Source organism: Bordetella ansorpii, from assembly GCF_900078315.1.
In the GTDB taxonomy this organism is placed as follows: domain Bacteria; phylum Pseudomonadota; class Gammaproteobacteria; order Burkholderiales; family Burkholderiaceae_B; genus Bordetella; species Bordetella ansorpii.
Window position 1 is genome coordinate 175,243 of record NZ_FKBS01000002.1, and the last position, 19,393, is coordinate 194,635.

Genomic DNA, 19,393 nt, shown 5'->3' on the forward strand with positions numbered 1-19,393 from the left:
CTCAGGCCCCTTGCACGGCCGGCTGGCCGACAGGCTGTTCCTTCACCGGCAGGCACAGCAAGGCGGCCACGATGGCCAGGGCGATCGACAGCCACCACACCAGGTCGTAGTTGCCGTTGCGCGCATAGGCGTAGCCACCCAGCCAGACGCCGATGAAGCTGCCGATCTGGTGGCCCAGGAACACGATGCCCGACAGCGTTGCCGCATAGCGCAGGCCATAGATCTGGCCGATCAGGCCCTGCGTCAGCGGCACGGTGCCCAGCCAGAACAGGCCCATCCAGGCCGCGAACACGTAGAGCACGGCCGGCGTCAGGGGCACGGCCAGCACCAGCATGATGCCGAAGGCGCGCATGAAATAGACGATGGCCAGCAATCGCTTCTTGCTGAACCGCCCGCCCAGCTTGCCGGCGTAGAACGAGCCGAAGATGTTGAACAGGCCGATCAGCGCGATGGCGGTGGCGCCGTGGCCGGCGTTCAGGCCCGCATCCTGCACGAAGGCAGGCAAATGCAGCGTGACGAAGGCGGTATGGAACCCGCAGACGAAGTAGCTCCAGAACAGGAAGTGGAACGACTTGTGCCCCATGGCCTGGCGCACCGCGGCCCCCAGCGACTGCTGCGGCCCCGTGGCCGTGTGCGTGGCGCGGCCGCGCAGATACCAGGCCATCGGCACCGCCGCGGCCACGAACAGCGACAGGATCCACAGCGTGGGCTGCCAACCCAGGCCGTCGATCATGAACTGGCCGGACGGCACCACCACGAACTGCCCCATCGAACCGCCCGCGCTGGCGATGCCCATGGCGGTGCTGCGCTGCGCCGGCGGCACCGAACGGGCCACGATGGGCAGGATCACCGGAAAGGTCGTGCCGGCCTGGCCCAGACCGACCAGCAGACCGGCACTGAGATACAGCGAAATCTCGTCGCCCGCGTAGCGCGTGCCGATCATGCCCAGCGCGTACAGCACCGCGCCCAGCGCGATGGTGCGCCCCGAGCCGTAGCGGTCGGCCATGATGCCCATGAAGATACAGGCGACGCCCCACACCAGGTTCTGCAGGGCGAACGCCATGGAAAAGACCTCGCGTCCCCAGTCATGCGCCAGCCCCATGGGCGGCATGAACAGCCCGAAGGTGGCGCGCACCCCCATGGCCAGCAGGACGACGAGCGTACCCAGCGCGACGATGCGCAACGAGGCGGATTCGGATTGCGGCATGACACCAGCCTTGTGGATATTGTGATTCGGCGGCGCTCCCTCCTCGGAGCCCCCCCGCGGCGGACGGGACGATCGCCATCATAGCGCCGCGCCCGGGCCAGGCGCGGGATGTCCCTGTCGCGGACCCGAGATGCCGCCTGCGCGCGCGGCGGAACGTGCTGGTAAACTTGCGGTCTTTCCGCGCGGCCTCGCGCGGCGTCTCGCCGTAGTTAAATGGATATAACCGGCCCCTCCTAAGGGTCAATTGGTGGTTCGATTCCACCCGGCGAGGCCACCCCTCCTGCGCGCATTCCTCCCCCCTCGTCTTCTCCTGGCCACCCGCTGACTGCCTCGCGCACTGCGGGATGCTTTTGCGCATCTGCAATACGGACCCGATTAAAAGTGTGCAATGATGTGCGACACACTTGCGGAACAGCTTAAAAGTCTGTTTAAATTCCGCACGTAACTCACTAATTTGCCTGGAAATTTTCACCTGCATCCAGGCATCGGTGGCGCAATATTTCAATACAGATTCCGGATCTGCTTACACTATGGCTTCTCAATGGATTCGCGCAATCGCGACGGCGGCAGCCACCCTGTCGATAGCCGCTGGCGCGCTCTTTTCGGCGCAGGCGCAGGCAGCCACCGCGGATCCGTGCAAGAGCAAGCCGTCTTCCACGGCCTGCAAGAAGCATAAGCAGGAACAGTCCGCCTCCAGCAAGTCCGCTTCCGGCAAATCGTCGCAGGCCAAGTCCGGCAAGACCACCGAGGCCGCGAGCGCAAAGAAACAAAAGGCGTCCGCCAAGACTGCATCGAAAACGGCCGCCAAGCGCCCGGCAAAGTCTTCGTCGAAGAACGGCGCGGCTTCCAAGGCGGCGTCCACCAAGACCGCTTCCAGCAAAGCTGCTTCCAGCAAGACCGCGTCGTCCAAGACAGCGTCCAAGTCCAGCGCCAGGAAGCCGGCGATGAGCGCCACGATGAGCCGTGACGACTACACGCCGCCCAAGGCCGCCAGGAACAAGCGCGCCGCCGAACGCGAAGCGGCCCGGACCGCCTCGAAATCCTCGCCGCGCATGAAGGCCATCGCGCACAAGGCCGTGGCCGACCCCACCGAGGTGGCCGCCGCCGCGAACCCGCACGCCGACATCGCCGCGCTGCGTTCCAGCACCGCCTATGTGCAGGATCTCGAAACGTCCGACGTGCTGTTCGCCAAGAACGAGAACGTGGTGCGTCCGATCGCCTCCATCTCCAAGCTGATGACCGCGCTGGTGGTGGTGGACGCCAACCTGCCGATGGACGAGATGCTGGAGATCTCGGAAGACGACGTCGACACGCTCAAGCACAGCAGTTCGCGCCTGGTGGTGGGCACGCAGCTCAACCGCGGCGACATGCTGCACCTGGCCCTGATGTCCTCGGAAAACCGCGCGGCGCACGCGCTGGCCCGCCACTATCCAGGCGGCCTGCCGGCCTTCGTGAAAGCCATGAACCAGAAGGCGCAGGCGCTGGGCATGTCCAGCAGCCACTTCGTCGAACCCACCGGCCTGTCCAGCAGCAACGTGTCCTCGCCGCGCGACCTGGCCCGCCTGGTGCGCGCCGCCTCGCAGCGTCCGTTGATCCACCGCTACTCCACCGACACCGAGTACGAGGTCGAGGTCAAGACGCGCACGCAGACCTTCCGCAACACCAACCTGCTGGTGCGCAAGCCCGACTGGGACATCAAGGTGTCCAAGACCGGCTACATCAGCGAAGCCGGCGAATGCCTGGTGATGATGGCCCGCATCGACGGCCGCGACGTCGCCATCGTGCTGCTGGATTCGCAGGGCAAGCTGTCGCGCATCGGCGATGCGGTGCGCATCCGCCGCATCGTGCAGAACCAGGTGGCGATGCTGTAGGCCCCCTGCATCTCGCGTGGCAACGAGCGCGTTGATATGCAAAAGAAAAGCCAGTCCTGCGACTGGCTTTTCTCATGGCGGGCACGCGGGATGAATCAAGCGGCGCGTGCTTGCAGCCTCGTATCCTCGCCCTCATCATCCGCCAGGCCGCGCAGCACCTCTTGCACGTCCAACGAACGGATCGCCACGCCCGCGTCCACCGGGATACGCCCCTGCGCCATCAACAGCTGATAGCGCAGGCAGCAGACCCGCAGGAACGAGGTGAAGTTGGCCGCCTGCCCGCGATAGGCGATCAGTTCGTCGTACAGCCGCTCGATCAATTGCGTGACGCGCATGCCGTCACGCTCGGCAAGCTCTTCGAGCACGTCCCAGAACAGCCGTTCCAGCCGCACGCTGGTGGCCGCCCCATGCAGCCGCAGCGAGCGGGATTCGGGGGCATACGAACGGGGATCGGCCCGGATGAAGATTTCGCACATGGGTGGCTCCTGGCGCGGGGATCTTGCCGGCCACTGTACGATTTTTGCAGGGACGGCGGCAAGACGGCCCCGTCCCCAAACCTCGCGGCTCAGTGAGAAATCCGCGTGCCCAGCACTTCCAGGAACTGCGCCATCCACGCCGGGTGCGCGGGCCAGGCGGGCGCGGTGACGAGGTTGCCGTCGGTATGCGCCTGGTCGATGCCGATCTCGGCATACGTGCCGCCCGCCAGACGCACTTCGGGCGCGCAGGCCGGATAGGCGGAGCACTTGCGGCCCTTCAATACATCCGCGGCCGCCAGCAGTTGCGCGCCGTGGCAGATGGCCGCGATGGGCTTGCCGGCCTGATCGAAGTGCCGCACGATGTCGAGCACGCGTTGATCCAGGCGCAGATACTCGGGTGCGCGGCCGCCGGGAATGACCAGGCCGTCGTAGTTCCCGGGATCGGCCTTGTCGAAATCGTGGTTCAGCTGGAAGCGGTGCCCAGGCTTCTCGCTGTAGGTTTGCGCGCCTTCGAAATCGTGGATCGCGGTGGCGATGGTGTCGCCGGCCTTCTTGTCGGGGCACACGGCATGGACCGTATGACCCACGGCCAGCAGGGTCTGGAACGGCACCATGGTTTCGTAGTCTTCGGCGTAGTCGCCGACCAGCATCAGCAGTTTCTTGCTCATGTCGTCTCCGGGAGCTGTGGACGCGGCGAGGAAACGCCGCGAAAGAGCGCGATTTCTTCTTGGTTTTATCGCTCACCCATTGTCCGCCGAAGCCCGGACAACGGGGTGGTATGGGAATACCTCAGCCAGATACGGCGCGCTATTCCAGCGCCACGCTCACGGACTTCGCGTCCAGCAACGCCACCAGCACCCGCGGATCGAGACTGACCAGATACCCGCGCCGCCCGCCGTTGATGTAGATGCGCGGGCACTCCAGCACGGTGGCCTCGACCCACACCGGCATGCGCTTGCGTGTGCCGAACGGCGAGGTGCCCCCCACCTGATACCCGGAATGCCGCTGCGCCACCTCCGGCTTGCAGGGCGCGACCTTCTTCAGGTTGGCCTGGCGCGCCAGGTTCTTGGTGGAGACCTCGCGGTCGCCATGCATCAGCACGACCAGCGGACGCGCGTCCTCGTCTTCCATGATAAGCGTCTTGACCACGATGTGCGGATCGACCTGCAGTTGCCGCGCCGACTCCGCTGCGCCGCCGTGGTCGACGTAGTCGTACGGATGCTCGGTGTAATCCACCTTGTGCTGCTTCAGGAACTGGGTGGCGGGCGTCTCGGAAACGTGGCGGGCTTTGCTCATGGGAATTCGTATCGGGCGTCGGCGGGCATCGTACGCCCGCGTGGGTTGCCGCAAAGTGTAGGCACGGCGCGCGGCGCGTGCAAATGGCGCGTCCCCGGTCCTACCCGCGAGGATGATGCGCCGCATGCAGCGCCTTCAGGCGCTCGCGCGCCACGTGCGTGTAGATCTGCGTGGTGGAAATATCCGCATGGCCCAGCAGCATCTGCACCACGCGCAGATCCGCGCCATGATTCAACAGGTGCGTGGCGAACGCATGGCGCAGCACGTGGGGCGACAGCGGCGCATGGATGTCGGCCAGCCGGGCGTACTTCTTCACCAATTGCCAGAAGGCCTGCCTCGTCATGGACTGCGCGCGCGCGGTGACGAACAGGGCATCGCACGGACGCGCCCCCGCCAATTCAGGGCGCGCCTCGCGCAGATAGCGTTCGATCCAATGGGCGGCTTCCGCGCCCAGCGGCACCAGGCGGTCCTTGCCGCCCTTGCCCTGCACCACGCGCACCACACCTTCGTTCAGGCTGACGTTCAAGGCATGCACCTCGACCAGTTCCGTCACGCGCAGCCCGGTGGCGTACAGGGTCTCCAGCATGGCTCGGTCGCGCAGGCCGCGCGCGGTGTCCAGGTCGGGGGCCGTCAGCAGCGCCTCGACCTGCGCTTCGGACAGGGTCTTGGGCAGGCGCGGCGGCTGCTTGGCCGCCACCAGGGTCAGGCAGGGATCGCGCGGGCTGCGGTGCTCGCGCAGCGCCCACGCATAGAAACGCCGCAACGCGGCCAGCCGGCGGTTGGACGTGGTGGGCCGGCTGTCCTCGAACCGCGCCGCGAACCAGCCCTCGATGTGCGCGGTCTCGGCCTGCGCCAGGGTGACGGACGTGGGCCAGCCGCTGGCGGCCGGATTCTCGGCCCAGGCGGCGAAGGCGGTCAAGTCCCGTCGATAGGCGGCCAGCGTGTTGGCGGCCAGGCCGTCTTCCAGCCAGACGGCATCGATGAAGGCGTCGATATCGGCCTGCGAGGCCAGCGGAGCATTGGCGGACATGATGAGGTGAGTGCTGGAGGGGGCATTCTACGGCGTGGCCGCCTCGGCCTTCAGCCAGGACTCGAACACGCGCAGCGCCTCCGATCGATCGTCGGTCTGTGGATAACAGAAAAAGTAGCCCTGCGGCACCGCCAGCGCATACGGCACCGGCATGGCCAGCGTACCGGCGTCCAGCGCGGGCCGCGCCAGGAAGCGGGGGATCAATCCCACGCCCAGGCCGGCCTGCACGGCGGCCATCACCATGGAAAACAATTCATAGCGCGGCCCGCCGGCGGCGTTCGGACCATACGCCAGCCGATTGGCCTCGTACCAATGCCGCCAGGCATCCGGCCGCGACGCCAGATGCAGGTGCGGCAAGGCCAGCGTGCCACCGCGCGACTTCGCGACGTCGGCCAGCGCGGGCGCGCATACCGGCACCAGTTCGCCTTCTGGAAACAGCAGCGCGCCCTGCGTGCCGGGCCACAGCCCGTCGCCGTGATACAGCGCGGCGTCGAAAGGATGGTCCTTGAACTGGAACGGCAGCGTGCGCACCGACAGGCTGACGGTGATGTCCGGATGCTGGCGCTGGAACGCGGCCAGCCGCGGAATCAGCCAGGTGGTGGCCAGCGTGGGCACCACGGCGATGTGGAGGCTGCGGCCCATGCCGGTGCGGCTGACCAGCCCGAAGGTGTCCTTCTCGATCTGGTCAAGGTGATGGCGGATGCGTCCGGCGTACTCGGCGCCGTGATCGGTCAGCACGATGCGGCGCCGCACCCGGGTGAACAGTTGCACGCCCAGGCGGGCCTCCAGGCTGGCCACCTGGCGATAGACGGCGCTGTGCGTCAACGCCAGCTCTTCGGCTGCGCGGGAAAAGCTGCCCAGGCGGGCGGACGCTTCGAACGCCTGCAGGGCGCTCAGGTTGGGGATACCGTTTCTCATGCGGATAGAGGCAATGCCGGTGGTGCGGCGCAGCACGCTTTCGACGTTCGCGTAGGTCAAAACATTGTGCAATTTTATCAATTGCATTGTGCATGGCAGGCACACTATGCTCGAATGTCCTTTTCCTGCTCAGCCATGACCCAACAAGCCAACTCCGCGCAAGCCGCCCGTCTGGGTGGACACATCCTGGTCGACCAACTGGCCGCCCACGGCGTCAAACATGTCTTCTGTGTTCCCGGCGAAAGTTATCTCGCCGTGCTGGACGGCCTGCACGATGCCCAGATCGAGGTCACCGTGTGCCGCCAGGAAGGCGGCGCGGCCATGATGGCGGACGCCTATGGCAAGCTCACCGGCGAACCCGGCATCTGCATGGTCACGCGCGGCCCCGGCGCCTCGAACGCGCTGGCCGGCGTGCATATCGCCCAGCAGGATTCGGCGCCCATGATCCTGTTCGTGGGCCAGATCGAACGCGGCATGCGCGAGCGCGAAGCCTTCCAGGAAATGGACTACCGCGCGGTGTTCGGCACGCAGTGCAAGTGGGCCACCGAGATCGACCAGGTCGAACGCATTCCCGAACTGATCTCGCGCGCGTTCCACATCGCCACCTCGGGCCGTCCCGGCCCCGTGGTCATCGCGCTGCCGGAAGACATGCTGACCGAAATGGCCAGCGTGGCCGACGCGCCCCATTACGAAGTCATCGAGACCGCCCCTGCCGCACGTCAGCTCCAGGAGCTGGAGATCCTGCTGGCCGGCGCCAGCAACCCGGTCGCCATCCTGGGCGGCACCCGCTGGGACGCCCACGCGGTGCAGCAGTTCGCCGATTTCGCGCAGCGCCACGCGTTGCCCGTCGGCGTCTCGTTCCGCCGCCAGATGCTGTTCCCGGCCGACCACCCCTGCTACATCGGCGACGTGGGCCTGGGCATCAACCCCGCCCTGCTCAAGCGCGTGGAAGAAGCCGACCTGATCCTGCTGATCGGCGGCCGCATGTCCGAGAACCCCAGCCAGGCCTACACGCTGCTGGACATCCCGGTGCCCCGCCAGAAGCTGGTGCACGTGCACCCCGACGCCGCCGAACTGGGCCGCGTGTATCGCGCCAACCTGGCCATCAACGCCTCGCCCACCGCGTTCGTCGACGCGCTGTCCGCATTGCCCGCCCCCACCACCACGCCGGTCTGGGCCGAAGGCACCAAGGCCATGCGCGAGTCCTACCTGAAGTGGAGCGATCCCACGCTGATCCAGACGCCGGGCAAGCTGCAACTGGGCGCCGTCATGGCTCACCTCGAAGAAGTGCTGCCGGCCGACGCCATCATGACCAACGGCGCGGGCAACTACGCCACCTGGCTGCACCGCTTCCACCGCTTCAACAACTATGGCACGCAACTGGCCCCGACCTCGGGCTCGATGGGCTACGGCCTGCCGGCCGCCGTGGGCGCCAAGCGCGTGCAGCCCGAGAAAACCGTGATCTGCTTCGCAGGCGACGGCTGCTTCATGATGCATGGCCAGGAATTCGCCACGGCAGTGCAGTACGACCTGCCCATCATCGTGCTGCTGATCGACAACGGCATGTACGGCACCATCCGCATGCACCAGGAAAAGCACTACCCCGGCCGCGTCTCGGCCACCGTGCTGAAAAACCCGGATTTCGCGGCCTACGCGCAAGCCTTCGGCGGCTACGGCGAACGCGTCGAAACCACCGAGCAATTCGCGCCGGCCCTGGAACGCGCGATGGCCAGCGGCAAGCCCGCCATCCTGCATCTGCTCATCGACCCCGAAACCATCAGCCCCAGCACCACGCTGGAGAAGATCCGCGCGGCCGCCCTGCAAGCCAAGGGCTGACCCCGCCAGTGGCCCGCCGGACGCGCGCGGGCCGCGTCAATCGTTCGGATTTCAACTTTCCCGGATTCCTCACGGAGCCTTACGTATGTCCTCCTCGCCCTCTTTCCACTGGCAAGACCCCCTGTTGCTGGACCAGCAACTGACCGACGAAGAACGCATGGTGCGCGACGCCGCCGCCGCGTACTCGCAGGACAAGCTGGGCCCGCGCGTGCTGAACGCCTTCCGCAACGAGCAGACCGATCCGGCGATCTTCGCCGAAATGGGCGAACTGGGCCTGCTGGGCGCCACCATCCCCGTCGAATACGGCGGCGCCGGCCTGAACTACGTCAGCTACGGCCTGATCGCCCGTGAAGTCGAGCGCGTCGACTCGGGCTACCGCTCGATGATGAGCGTGCAGTCCTCGCTGGTGATGGTGCCGATCAATGAATTCGGCAGCGAAGCGCAGAAGCAGAAGTACCTGCCCAAGCTGGCCTCGGGCCAGTGGATCGGCTGCTTCGGCCTGACCGAGCCCAACCACGGCTCCGACCCCAACGGCATGGAAACCCGCGCCACCAAGACCGCCGGCGGCTACCGCGTCAGCGGCAACAAGATGTGGATCACCAACTCGCCCATCGCCGACGTGTTCGTCGTGTGGGCCAAGTGCGTCGGCGGCGAGTTCGACGGCAAGATCCGCGGCTTCATCCTGGAAAAGGGCATGAAGGGCCTGACCGCCCCCGCCATCCACGGCAAGGTCGGCCTGCGCGCCTCGATCACCGGCGAAATCGTGATGGACGAGGTCGAGATCCCGGACGACCAGATGATGCCCGGCGTGTCCGGCCTGCGCGGCCCCTTCACCTGCCTGAACTCGGCCCGCTACGGCATCGCCTGGGGCGCCCTGGGCGCCGCGGAAGCCTGCTGGCACACCGCCCGCCAATACACCCTGGACCGCAAGCAGTTCGGCCGTCCCCTGGCCGCCAACCAGCTGATCCAGAAGAAGCTGGCCGACATGCAGACCGAGATCACGCTGGGCCTGCAAGGCTGCCTGCGCCTGGGCCGCATGAAGGACGAAGGCACGGCCGCGGTGGAAATCACCTCGATCATGAAGCGCAACTCGTGCGGCAAGGCGCTGGACATCGCCCGCCTGGCCCGCGACATGCTGGGCGGCAACGGCATCTCCGACGAGTTCGGCGTGGCCCGCCATCTGGTCAACCTGGAAGTGGTCAACACCTACGAAGGCACGCACGACGTGCACGCGCTGATCCTGGGCCGCGCCCAGACCGGCATCCAGGCGTTCAGCTGATCGTCCGGTAGCAGGTGGAAAGCAGGCGGCCATCGGCATCGATGGCCGCCTGTTGTTGTTTTATGGGTCCCATCTGGCGGTAACGAGAACGGCTCCGTGCGGCGATTGCCCGTGCGGGACCACTGACCGCCTTGCACGATCGCGTGCGGGCTCGGGTGATCGGCGTCCCACTGAATTGGGGTCAAAGCCAAGGGTGACAAAATCCGCCCTGCTTGCCTGCATCACGCCCGGATGCCCTACACTGGATGCCCCATCAGGAGCCATCGCCATGGGCGCAGTCCTTCCCCCCACTACCTCCGAATTCGAAACCGAAGAACAAGCGGCCCGCTACGACCGCTGGTTTCGCGCGAAGGTGGAAGCCAGCCGGAACGATCCGCGGCCCAGCATTCCGCATGACGAGGCGATGGCGCGTATCCGGGAAAAGTTGGCCGCCAAACTGGCCGAGCAGGAAGCCGCGACCGGCAAGCTGCGCAGGCGTGACGAATAAGTACCTGGTTTCGCAGCACGGAAACCAGACTGACGATGCTTCCCGTTTTCTGGAGTGCCGCCGCACTCGATCACCTGGACGACATCACCGATTTCATCGCCCAATATGACGTCCGCGCAGCCATCGCGATCCACGATCAAATCGAAGGTTCGGTAAGACCCGCCTCGGAACATCCGTATCTATTCAGGCTCGGCCGCGCTCCGAATACGCGTGGGATCGTGGCCCATCCCAATTACATCGTCGTCTACGAAGTACAGGCAGATCACATCGAGGTCAGGGCCGTCCTGCACGCCAGACAGCAATACCCTTCCTGAAGACCGCAGGCTAGTCGCCGCCGCCCAGATCGAACAGGCTGGTCGCGTCCAGCTCCAGCACCGCCTCGTTGTGCTGGTTGTAGATCACCCACCCCCAGTTGATGATGCCCAGGTCGTCGCGCGAGGACGACTCGCGTGCGGCATGCACGCGGGCTTCCAGGCGCAGCTCGTCGCCGGGCCGCACCGGCACGCGCCAGCGCACTTCGCCCAGGCCGGGCGAGCCGAACGATTCGGAATCGTGCAGGATGCTGTCCACCGCCATGCGCATGGCCATGGCGCAGGTATGCCAGCCGCTGGCGATCAGGCCGCCCCAGCGGCCTTCCTCGGCGCGCTTGACGTCGGTGTGGAACCACTGCGGGTCGAACTTGCGGGCGAACGCCAGGACTTCCTCTTCGGTGACCTTGAGCGGGCCACCCTTGATCACCATGCCTTCGCGCAATTCGGCGAATTTCATTGCTTCCTTCCTTGTCGGTCGTGCGGCCCGCCGCTCGTATGAAAGAATGGCGCGGAACCGAGGCTACGCTGCAGCGCAGCAAAATCAAGCATAGACCAATACGCCGCTGGCCGCATGGGGATTGTTGCGGCTGGCGGACACGGTAAAACCGTGCTTGATAAGCTGGCGAAGCCGTGACAGACGCAATGCGCTCAGATCAGCGCTTCGATCAGGTAGGGGCCCTTGCGGCCGAAGGCGCCCTGCAACGCGCGGGTGAAGTCCTCCACGGTGTCCACGCGCACGGCCTCGACGCCCATGCCGCGCGCCAGGTGCGCCCAGTCCAGGCTGGGGTTGTCCAGGTCCAGCATGCGGCGCGCGTTCTCGCCCATCTGCTGCACGCCGACGTTCTTCATCTCGCCATGCAGCGTGGCGTACGTGCGGTTGGCGTAGACCACGGTCACGCAGTCGAGCTGCTCGCGCGCTTGCGTCCACAGCGCCTGCACCGTGTACATGCCGCTGCCGTCGGCCTGCAGCGTGACGACCTTGCGATCGGGGCAGGCAATGGCCGCGCCGGCCGCCATGGGCAGGCCGATGCCGATGGCGCCGCCGGTCAGTTGCAGCCAGTCGTGCGGGCGCGCCGACATGCCGAAGGTGCTCAGCTCCCGGCCCTGCGTGATGGATTCGTCGCACACGATGGCATGTTCGGGCAGCAGGTGCGCGACGATGCGGTTGACGGCGGCGCTGGTCAGCTTGCCGCTTTGCGGGATGTCGCTGCCGTCGAGTACGGGCCCCTGCACCTGGGGCGCATCGGAAGCGATGCCCAGCTCTTCGGCCAGCCACTCCAGGGCGTGATCCAGATCCACGTCGACGTCGGCCATGGTCAGGATGTCGCAGGCATCGGGCGCGATCAGGCTGGGCTTGCCGGGGTAGGCGAAGAACGCCACCGGCCGGCGGGCACCGATCAGCACCAGTTGGCGCACGTCACGCAGGAAGGCCACCGCCATGTCCACCGGATAGGGCAGGCGCGGCAGCGGCGTGCGCGTGATGCCGCGCTCGACGCGGCGATTGGTCGTCTCGCAGGCCAGGCGCACGCCCGTGGCATGCGCGATGCGGCCGGCGGCGGCCAGCGCGCGGCCCGTCACCGCGGCGCCGCCCAGCAGCAGCATGGTGGTCTGGCCGCTGCGGATAGCCTGTGCGGCGGCGCGGATGGCCTGCGCGTCCGGGGCCTTGGGGCCTTCCAGCGGCACGGCGACGGGCGCGGGCGTGCTGTCGGGCAGATCGGTCCAGGCCGCGTCGGCAGGCAGGATCAAGGTGGCGATATTGCCGGGCGCCTGGCGCGCCACGCGGATAGCTTCGCCGGCCTGCGCCGACAGCGACGCGGCGTCGGCAATGCGGCCGACCCAATGCGACATCGGACGCGCCACGGTGTCCACGTCGCTGGTCAACGGCGCGTCGTACTGCACGTGATAGGTGGCGTGATCGCCCACCACGTTGACCATGGGCGTGCGCGCCCGCTTGGCGTTGTGCAGGTTGGCCAGGCCGTTGCCCAGGCCGGGTCCCAGATGCAGCAGCGTGGCGGCGGGCTTGCCGGCCATGCGCGCGTAGCCGTCGGCCGCGCCGGTTACCACGCCCTCGAACAGGCCCAGCACGCAGCGCATGCGCGGCTTGCCGTCGAGCGCCGCGACGAAGTGCATTTCCGACGTGCCGGGATTGGCGAAGCAGACGTCGATATCGTTGGCAAGCAGGGTGTCGCAGAGGCTGTCGGCGCCGTTCATGGGATTCGCGGAAGAAAAGAGGGGGGAAGTCGCCGCGGCCGCCAGGCCGCAGCGGGCTTGCGTCGATGATAGGGATAGACGGTTCCCCGCGATGGAACCATTGAATGCCCGGAAGATGGGACCATTCCCGGACAGCGCGGATCGGACGGGGCGGCCAGCGCCCACGTCCGTATAAACACCTAGATCAACGCACCGGCCACGGGTACATCGCGCCGCCCTGGTTCCACAGCGCGTTCGTGCCGCGCGACAGGCCCAGCTTGCTGTTCTTGCCGACGTTGCGCTCGAAGATCTCGCCGTAGTTGCCGACGGCCTTGATGGCGTTGTAGGCCCACTTCTCGTCCAGCCCCATGTTCTTGCCGGCGCCGGGCGTCACGCCCAGGATACGCAGCACATTGGGGTTGTTGCTCTTCAACATCTCGTCGACGTTCTTCTGGGTGATGCCGTATTCCTCGGCCTCCATCAGGGCGAACAGCGTCCAGCGCACGATGCCCAGCCAGTTCTCGTCGCCCTGGCGCACCATGGGACCCAGCGGCTCTTTCGAGAAGCGCTCGGGCAGGATCTCGTAGTCGTCGGGCTTGGCGACCTGCGTGGCGCGCACGGCGGCCAGTTGCGAGGAATCGTCGGTGAAGGCATCGCAGCGACCCGACTCGAAGGCGCGCACGACTTCCGAGACCTTGTCGATCACGACCGGCGTGAACTTGATGTTGTTGGCGCGGAACCAGTCAGACAGGTTCAGTTCGGTGGTGGTGCCTGGCTGCACGCAGACGGTGGCGCCGTCCAGCTCCTTTGCGCTCTTGATGCCCAGGGACTTGCGTACCAGGATGCCCTGGCCGTCGTAGAAGCTGACCGCCACGGCCGACAGGCCCAGCGAGGTGTCGCGCGTCTGGGTCAGCGTGACGGTGCGCAGCAGCACGTCGACTTCACCCGACTGCAGCGCCGTGAAGCGTTGCTGCGTGGACAGGGCCAGGCCCTTGAACTTCTGCGAATCGCCGAACACGGCGGCGGCCACGCCGCGGCAGATGTCCACGTCCATGCCGGACCAGACGCCCTTGCTGTCGACCGAACTGAAGCCGGACACGCCGTCGGTCAGGCCGCACTGGACGAAACCCTTTTTCTTGACCGCATCGAGCGTCGGACCCGCATGCGCCGCCTGGGCGCCGCAAGCCAGCGCGATAGCCCCCACCACCATGGCAATTTGCCGCTTCATAGCACTGATCTCCTGAATATGTCATTGCCGCGGCCACCCGGATGGGGCAAGCGCAGCGCTTTGGGTACATCCGCGGTCACGGACGACCGGCGAGATTACGCCCGTTCTCGCCACCCCGCAATCCGCAGCGTCCCCCCGCAGATACGCGCAACGACATCCCAGTCTTTTCAGAAAGACACAATCGTGTTTAAATGTACGAACACAACTGTGTTTAAACGAATTTGCTGCGCGCCCTGTGTGCATGCGCCTCCGGGGCAACGCCGCGGGGGTTTCGCGGCGGCGTTTTCCCTGCGGGCCATCCGGCGGGCAGCACCGTTGCACCGATATCCGCACCCACCGTGCGGCATCGCCCCGAATCGCACCGGAATTGGTAGGACGTATGTTCATCCAGGCAAAACGCCGACTGGTCTCCATGCCACGTCGGCAGAAGATGGCGTTGATGCTGGCGGCGGATTTCCTCGCGTTGACCGCTTTCATGCACCTTGCGGTCCTGCAGGGACCATCCCAGGAAGTGCGCTTCTCGGCGTGGATGACGCCCGCCTTGCTGGCCCTGACCGCATTGCCGCTACTGTCCGCCTGCGGCCTGTACAGCCCGTTGGTCCGTTTCATCGATTCACGTTTCCTGCGCGCCGCCACACTGGGCACCGCGGCGCTGGGAGTGCAAGCATTCGCCGCGGCGTCCATCCAGGGGTGGCCCGGTACGCCCGCTGCGGGCAGCATTCCCGTTTTTCTGCTGGTGGCGTTCTGCTATCTCGTGCTGTCGCGGTTCGGGGCGGGACGGTTCCTGCGCAATGCCCCCAGTGGTCGCCGAAGACGTCCGCGCGTGGCCATCTATGGCGCAGGACAAGCGGGCTTCCAATTGGTCACCACGATGCGCGCCAGCGGCGTATACCAGCCTGTCGTATTCGTGGACGACAACCGGGACCTCTACAACCGCCACATGGCCGGCCTGCGGATCGTGTCGGTCGAGCGGCTGCTGGCCGTCCGCGTCGAACTGGACATCGAACAGGTCATCCTGGCCATGCCGTCCGTACCGGCCAGCCGGCACCGAGAGATATACCGCCAGTTGCGCAGGCATGCCGTACCTGTGCGCACGCTGCCCACCCTCGCCGAGATGGTCAATGCGCCCGTGTCCCCCCAGTCGGTTCGAGAAATATCCCTGGAAGATCTGCTGGGCCGGCGCCCCATCGCGCCACGCCAGGACCTGTTCGCCCGCTGCGTGACGGGCAAACACGTTCTGGTCACGGGCGCGGGGGGCTCGATCGGCAGCGAACTGTGCCGCCAGATAGCCGGCCTGGGTCCGCTCACGCTGGTCCTGCTGGACCATTCCGAATATGCGTTGTACGAAATCGAGCGCGAGCTGCGCGCCCAGCATCCCGGGCTGGAGATAGTGTCGGTGCTGGGCTCGGTCTGCGCGGAGGTCCTGGTCCAGGATATCCTGCGGCGCCACAGCATCGATACGATCTATCACGCCGCCGCCTACAAGCACGTTCCCATGGTCGAAACGAACATCGCCCAGGGTATCCGCAACAACGTTTGGGGATCCTGGGTGGTGGCGCGCTGCGCCGCACGGCAGGGCGTGGCGACTTGCGTGCTCGTTTCTACGGACAAGGCGGTACGCCCGACCAATGTCATGGGGGCCACCAAGCGCGCCAGCGAACTGGTATTCCAGGCGCTGGCGGATGCGCCGGGATCGGCCACGACATTCAGCATGGTCCGCTTCGGCAACGTGCTGGGCTCCTCGGGCTCGGTCGTGCCGTTGTTCCGCGAGCAACTGCGCCGTGGCGGTCCGCTGACGGTGACACACCCGGACATCACCCGCTATTTCATGCTGATACCCGAAGCCGCCCAACTGGTCATCCAGGCGGGCGCCATGGCCAGGGGAGGTGAAGTCTTCGTGCTGGACATGGGCGAGCCGGTGCGGGTCATGGATCTCGCGCGCGCCATGATCCAGTTGTCCGGCATGACCGAACGATCGGCCCACGAACCCGGCGGCGAAGTGGAAATCCGCATCACCGGCCTGCGCCAGGGCGAAAAGCTCTACGAGGAATTGCTGATCGGCCAACACGCGGCCCCCAGCGATCACCCCAGGATTCTCTGCTCGCGCGAACCCTTCCTGCCTGTGGAAATCCTGCAGGTGCGCCTGCACACGCTGCTGGCCCGCTGCGAAGACGGCAGCGGCGCGCAGGCCATGCTGCAGGCGCTGCAAGACCTGGTCGATGAATTCTCTCCCTATTCGCCCTGGGTCCCGCGCCCGGCCCGCGACCCCGTTGCGGCGCTGCGCGGCGCATCCCTGCCCGCGCCACGCGTCTCATCGTTGCTGGCCGGCTCCGAGGCCTCGCCGTGATGAAGCGATCCTTCGACGTACTGGCCGCGCTGCTCGCGCTGGCGCTGCTCAGCCCCCTGCTGCTGGCAATCTGGCTGTCGATCCGCATGACCCTGGGCGGACCCGCGCTGTTCCGCCAACTGCGTCCGGGCAAGAACGGCACGCTCTTCGAGATGGTGAAGTTCCGCTCCATGCGCCAGGATCGCGGCGCGGATGGCGCCCCGCTGCCCGATGCGCAACGCATGACCCGCCTGGGCGCCAGGCTGCGAGCCACCAGCCTGGACGAGCTGCCCGAACTGTGGAATGTGCTGCGCGGCGACATGAGCCTGGTCGGCCCCCGGCCGCTCTTGCCCGATTACCTGCCGCTCTACTCCGAGCGGCAGCGCCGCCGCCATGACGTGCGGCCCGGCATCACCGGCTGGGCGCAGGTCAATGGCCGCAACGCCCTGCCCTGGCAGCAGCGCCTGGAACTGGATGTCTGGTACGTCGAGAACCGGTCGTTCGCGCTGGACATGCGGATATTGTGGCGCACGTTCAGCAAGGTGCTGCATCGCGAAGGCATCAGCGCGCCGGGCTCGGCGACGATGGAGCCGTTCAGGGGCAACCCGGACGGCAATGCGCCGACTTCCTTCCACGAATCCCGCCCCGCTACGCACAAGGAGAGCCCGTAGATGCTTGGCACCCCCTTTTCCCCCTGGCCCGCCTATACGCAGGAAGAAGCCGACGCGGCCAGCCGTGTCATCCTGTCCAATCGGGTGAATTACTGGACGGGCAACGAGTGCCGCGAATTCGAGCGCGAATTCGCCGGTTGGACCGGTGCGGCCCATGCCATCGCGCTAGCCAACGGCACGCTGGCGCTGGAGGCCGCGCTCAGGGCCTTGGCCATCGGCGCGGGCGATGAGGTCGTGGTCACGCCGCGCACCTTTCTTGCGTCGGCCTCCTGCGTCGTGAATGCCGGCGCGCGGCCCGTGTTCGCAGACGTGGACCTGGATAGCCAGAACATCACCGCGCAAACCATCGAAGCCGTTCTGACCCCGCGCACGCGCGCCATCATCTGCGTGCACCTGGCCGGCTGGCCCTGCGACATGGACCCGATCATGGAGCTGGCGCGCCGACACAATCTCTACGTGATCGAAGACTGCGCGCAGGCGCATGGCGCGCGCTACAAAGGCAGGCCGGTGGGCGGCATTGGGCACGTCGGCGCCTGGTCTTTCTGCCAGGACAAGATCATGAGCACCGGCGGCGAAGGCGGCATGGTGACCACCAACAGCGAGGCGCTGTGGTCCGCGATGTGGTCGTACAAGGATCACGGAAAAGCCTGGGACGCCGTGTACGCGAGGCAGCACCCGCCGGGTTTTCGGTGGGTCCACGACACGTTTGGCACCAATGCCCGCATGCTCGAGGTGCAGGCAGTCATCGGCCGGATCCAGTTGCGCCGCATGGCCGCCTGGACGGCACGCCGCCAGGCCAATGCGGCGCGCCTGGACGAGGTGGCCCGCCGGTATCCCGTGGTGCGGGCCCCGGTCACGCCAGCCGGCATCGCGCATGCCGCCTACAAGCATTACCTGTTCGTGGAGCCCGACCGGCTGGCCCCGGGCTGGAGCCGCGACAGGATTCTGCAGGCCATCGAGGCGCGCGGCGTCCCCTGCTACCAGGGGTCGTGCGCCGAGGTCTACCTGGAACGCGCTTTCGACAACACCGAGCTACGCCCACCGCAGCGCCTTCCGAACGCCAGGCGGCTGGGAGAGACCAGCCTGATGTTCCTGGTGCATCCCACCCTGACCGACCTTGAAATGGACCATGCGGCGCAAGCCCTGGAAGACGTGCTGCGGCAGGCCTCGGCCGGCCGCCCGGCTCAGGACTAGCGCAGCCACGCCGCCCACAGACTCACCGGACATCCTCAGAATGCTAGACGGCAAAGTACTCATGATCACAGGTGGAACGGGCTCGTTCGGCCACGCAGTGTTGCAAAGATTCCTGGAAACCGGTGCCTCGGAAATCCGCATCTTCAGCCGTGACGAGAAGAAGCAGGAAGACCTGCGCCGGCGCTACCCCCACCCCAAGATGAAGTTCTACATCGGCGATGTGCGGGACTACCGCAGCATCCTGGCCGCGGCGCGCAAGGTCGATTTCATCTTCCATGCGGCGGCCCTGAAACAGGTCCCGTCATGCGAGTTCCATCCCATGGAGGCCGTCAGGACCAATGTCCTGGGCACCGAGAACGTACTGGAGGCGGCCATTGCCGCGGGCGTGTCCCGCGTGGTGTGCCTGAGCACGGACAAGGCGGTCTATCCGATCAACGCCATGGGAACGTCCAAGGCCATGATGGAGAAGATCATGGTCGCCAAATCACGCCATTTGAATGGCGCCCACACGTTTTGCGGCACCCGCTATGGCAACGTCATGGCCTCGCGCGGCTCGGTCATTCCCTTGTTCGTCGAACAGATCTTGCGGGGACAGCCCATCACGGTCACCGATCCTTCCATGACGCGCTTCATGATGACGTTGGAAGATGCGGTGGAACTGGTGCTGTATGCCTTCCAGCACGGCACGAACGGCGACATCTTCGTGCAGAAGGCGCCTGCCGCCACGGTGGGCGTGCTGGCGCGGGCGGTCGCCGACCTGATGGAGCGGCCCGACCATCCGATACACGTGATCGGAACGCGGCACGGCGAAAAACTCTATGAGGCGCTGCTCAGCCGGGAGGAGTGCGTGGCCGCGCGCGACGAAGGCCAGTACTTCCGAGTGCCGCCCGACCTGCGCGACCTGAACTACGGCAAGTTCGTCGAACAGGGCGAAACCAGCATTTCGGTTGCGGAAGACTACAACTCGCACAATACCGAACGGCTGGACCTGGACGGCATGAAGCGCATGCTGCTGAAGCTGCCCTTCATGCGCGCCGTGCTGCGCGGCGAACCCGTCGCGCAGGAAGCTTGAG

18 protein-coding genes and 1 tRNA gene are annotated in these 19,393 nt (G+C 66.4%); 10 read left to right on the forward strand and 9 right to left on the reverse strand.

Annotated features, from left to right (window positions below):
• Position 1: 1 nt before the first annotated feature.
• The gene (locus A7W11_RS00755) at positions 2-1,207 is read right to left on the reverse strand and encodes an MFS transporter (protein WP_066406451.1); all 1,206 of its coding nucleotides are present in this window, start codon (positions 1,205-1,207) and stop codon (positions 2-4) included.
• A gap of 199 nt (positions 1,208-1,406) precedes the next feature.
• On the opposite strand from A7W11_RS00755, the gene A7W11_RS00760 reads away from it, so the two are divergent.
• Both A7W11_RS00760 and pbpG read left to right on the forward strand, forming a co-directional pair.
• Positions 1,407-1,481 (forward strand) — tRNA-Arg (locus A7W11_RS00760).
• A 256-nt stretch (positions 1,482-1,737) separates the two neighbouring features.
• Positions 1,738-3,078: a D-alanyl-D-alanine endopeptidase gene (pbpG, locus tag A7W11_RS00770; RefSeq protein ID WP_412778690.1), complete on the forward strand. Its 1,341-nt coding sequence runs from the start codon at positions 1,738-1,740 to the stop codon at positions 3,076-3,078.
• A 95-nt stretch (positions 3,079-3,173) separates the two neighbouring features.
• Here pbpG and A7W11_RS00775 read toward each other — a convergent pair whose 3' ends face one another.
• From A7W11_RS00775 to A7W11_RS00795, 5 genes are all read right to left on the reverse strand, one after another.
• On the reverse strand, positions 3,174-3,554 hold the full coding sequence (locus A7W11_RS00775) for a ribbon-helix-helix domain-containing protein (RefSeq protein ID WP_066406459.1): 381 nt from the start codon (positions 3,552-3,554) through the stop codon (positions 3,174-3,176).
• Between the two features lie 89 nt (positions 3,555-3,643).
• Complete coding sequence (locus A7W11_RS00780; protein WP_066406462.1) at positions 3,644-4,222, reverse strand: DJ-1/PfpI family protein; 579 nt, start codon at positions 4,220-4,222, stop codon at positions 3,644-3,646.
• A gap of 139 nt (positions 4,223-4,361) precedes the next feature.
• The gene (ybaK, locus tag A7W11_RS00785; RefSeq protein WP_066406464.1) at positions 4,362-4,850 is read right to left on the reverse strand and encodes a Cys-tRNA(Pro) deacylase; all 489 of its coding nucleotides are present in this window, start codon (positions 4,848-4,850) and stop codon (positions 4,362-4,364) included.
• Positions 4,851-4,950: 100 nt separating this feature from the next.
• The gene (gene xerD / locus A7W11_RS00790; RefSeq protein WP_066406466.1) at positions 4,951-5,880 is read right to left on the reverse strand and encodes a site-specific tyrosine recombinase XerD; all 930 of its coding nucleotides are present in this window, start codon (positions 5,878-5,880) and stop codon (positions 4,951-4,953) included.
• Positions 5,881-5,907: 27 nt separating this feature from the next.
• The gene (locus tag A7W11_RS00795; protein ID WP_066406658.1) at positions 5,908-6,798 is read right to left on the reverse strand and encodes a LysR substrate-binding domain-containing protein; all 891 of its coding nucleotides are present in this window, start codon (positions 6,796-6,798) and stop codon (positions 5,908-5,910) included.
• Between the two features lie 135 nt (positions 6,799-6,933).
• Here A7W11_RS00795 and A7W11_RS00800 point away from each other — a divergent pair, with 135 nt between their 5' ends.
• The 4 genes from A7W11_RS00800 (at position 6,934) to A7W11_RS00815 (ending at position 10,714) form a co-directional block, all read left to right on the forward strand.
• Positions 6,934-8,634 carry a thiamine pyrophosphate-binding protein gene (locus A7W11_RS00800; protein ID WP_066406468.1) on the forward strand — a complete coding sequence of 567 codons (1,701 nt, stop codon included), beginning with the start codon at positions 6,934-6,936 and terminating at the stop codon, positions 8,632-8,634.
• Between the two features lie 85 nt (positions 8,635-8,719).
• Complete coding sequence (locus tag A7W11_RS00805) at positions 8,720-9,913, forward strand: acyl-CoA dehydrogenase (protein ID WP_066406469.1); 1,194 nt, start codon at positions 8,720-8,722, stop codon at positions 9,911-9,913.
• Positions 9,914-10,181: 268 nt separating this feature from the next.
• Positions 10,182-10,400, forward strand: coding sequence for a type II toxin-antitoxin system RelB family antitoxin (gene relB / locus A7W11_RS00810; RefSeq protein WP_066406474.1), 219 nt, complete (start codon positions 10,182-10,184; stop codon positions 10,398-10,400).
• Positions 10,401-10,435: 35 nt separating this feature from the next.
• Entirely contained in the window at positions 10,436-10,714 is a 279-nt protein-coding gene (locus A7W11_RS00815; protein WP_066406475.1) for a type II toxin-antitoxin system RelE/ParE family toxin, read from the forward strand.
• 10 nt (positions 10,715-10,724) lie between these two features.
• On the opposite strand, the gene A7W11_RS00820 is transcribed toward A7W11_RS00815, so the two are convergent.
• The 3 genes from A7W11_RS00820 to A7W11_RS00830 all read right to left on the reverse strand — a co-directional run bounded on the left by A7W11_RS00820 (position 10,725) and on the right by A7W11_RS00830 (position 14,129).
• Positions 10,725-11,216, reverse strand: a complete 492-nt coding sequence (locus A7W11_RS00820) for a MaoC family dehydratase (RefSeq protein WP_328587194.1) — start codon at positions 11,214-11,216, stop codon at positions 10,725-10,727.
• A gap of 143 nt (positions 11,217-11,359) precedes the next feature.
• On the reverse strand, positions 11,360-12,922 hold the full coding sequence (locus A7W11_RS00825; protein ID WP_066406479.1) for an acetolactate synthase large subunit: 1,563 nt from the start codon (positions 12,920-12,922) through the stop codon (positions 11,360-11,362).
• A 184-nt stretch (positions 12,923-13,106) separates the two neighbouring features.
• Positions 13,107-14,129: an amino acid ABC transporter substrate-binding protein gene (locus tag A7W11_RS00830; protein WP_066406481.1), complete on the reverse strand. Its 1,023-nt coding sequence runs from the start codon at positions 14,127-14,129 to the stop codon at positions 13,107-13,109.
• Positions 14,130-14,541: 412 nt separating this feature from the next.
• On the opposite strand from A7W11_RS00830, the gene A7W11_RS00835 reads away from it, so the two are divergent.
• The 4 genes from A7W11_RS00835 to A7W11_RS00850 are packed head-to-tail and all read left to right on the forward strand — an operon-like array spanning position 14,542 to position 19,392.
• A complete protein-coding gene (locus tag A7W11_RS00835; RefSeq protein WP_162270234.1) occupies positions 14,542-16,476 on the forward strand; it encodes a polysaccharide biosynthesis protein in 1,935 nt (644 codons plus the stop codon).
• Positions 16,476-17,126: a sugar transferase gene (locus A7W11_RS00840; protein WP_156522949.1), complete on the forward strand. Its 651-nt coding sequence runs from the start codon at positions 16,476-16,478 to the stop codon at positions 17,124-17,126. The genes A7W11_RS00835 and A7W11_RS00840 overlap by 1 nt, the downstream gene beginning before the upstream one ends.
• Positions 17,127-18,320: a DegT/DnrJ/EryC1/StrS family aminotransferase gene (locus A7W11_RS00845; RefSeq protein WP_066406486.1), complete on the forward strand. Its 1,194-nt coding sequence runs from the start codon at positions 17,127-17,129 to the stop codon at positions 18,318-18,320.
• A gap of 40 nt (positions 18,321-18,360) precedes the next feature.
• Positions 18,361-19,392, forward strand: a complete 1,032-nt coding sequence (locus A7W11_RS00850; RefSeq protein WP_066406488.1) for a polysaccharide biosynthesis protein — start codon at positions 18,361-18,363, stop codon at positions 19,390-19,392.
• Position 19,393 lies beyond the last annotated feature (1 nt).